1 pseudogene is annotated in these 848 nt (G+C 31.4%); it reads left to right on the top strand.

The features are described from left to right. Positions 1-245: 245 nt before the first annotated feature. A pseudogene (locus B3J44_RS10165) lies at positions 246-848 on the top strand (M1 family peptidase); the annotation flags it as partial.

The following is an 848-nucleotide window of genomic DNA, read 5'->3' as shown; positions in this document are numbered from 1 at the left end:
TTTTCCACTCTTTTAAATCTCCATCAATTGTTATTTTATCAGATGTTTTATAAACAGGAAATGTCTGCGAATAATTATTTATTGAATATAGAAATATCAAAAGGTATACAAATGAGCTAAATTTCATAAAAACAGGAAAATTTTAGCTAAAATAAAAAACAATATGATATATGATTATAAATTTTGTAACATAAATTGAAAATATATACTAATGTTATAACTAATTCAAAACTTAATTTATAGATATGAAAAGATACTTTAAAAGTGTTGTAGTTGCTTTTCTAATTGGCTTTACTGCCAATGCTCAAGGCCTTTTAAGTAAATCAGAAACAGGTTTTACACATCAGGATACTTTACGCGGAAGCATTACCAAAGAAAGAGCTTGGTGGGATTTGAAATATTATCACCTTGATATTAAGGTGAATCCTTCAGACAGAACCATTTCAGGAACCAATACTGTGCGTTATACGGTTTTAACGGATTACAATCGCATGCAGATTGATCTTCAGCAACCAATGAATATCACAAAAGTTACACAGAACGGAAAGGAATTAAAGTTTGAAAGAGACGGAAATGCTTTCTTTATTACTTTGAATGAAAAACAAAAAGTGGGCGATACAAAAGAAATTATTGTGTCGTTTGGTGGTGTTCCAAAAGAAGCAGTTCGTCCGCCTTGGGATGGAGGAATTACTTGGCAGAAAGATAAAAATGGAAAAGATTTTATAGCTTCATCTTGTCAGGGATTAGGCGCAAGTGTTTGGTGGCCTTGCAAAGATCATATGTACGACGAAGTAGAGAATATGCTAATTAGTGTAAATGTTCCTAGAGATTTAACTGATGTTTCAAAT

It is taken from the genome of Flavobacterium sp. UBA4854, assembly GCF_002399805.1.
In the GTDB taxonomy this organism is placed as follows: Bacteria; Bacteroidota; Bacteroidia; order Flavobacteriales; family Flavobacteriaceae; genus Flavobacterium; species Flavobacterium ginsengisoli.
Note: the sequence above shows the minus strand (reverse complement) of the source record. Positions and strands in the feature narration are given on the sequence as shown.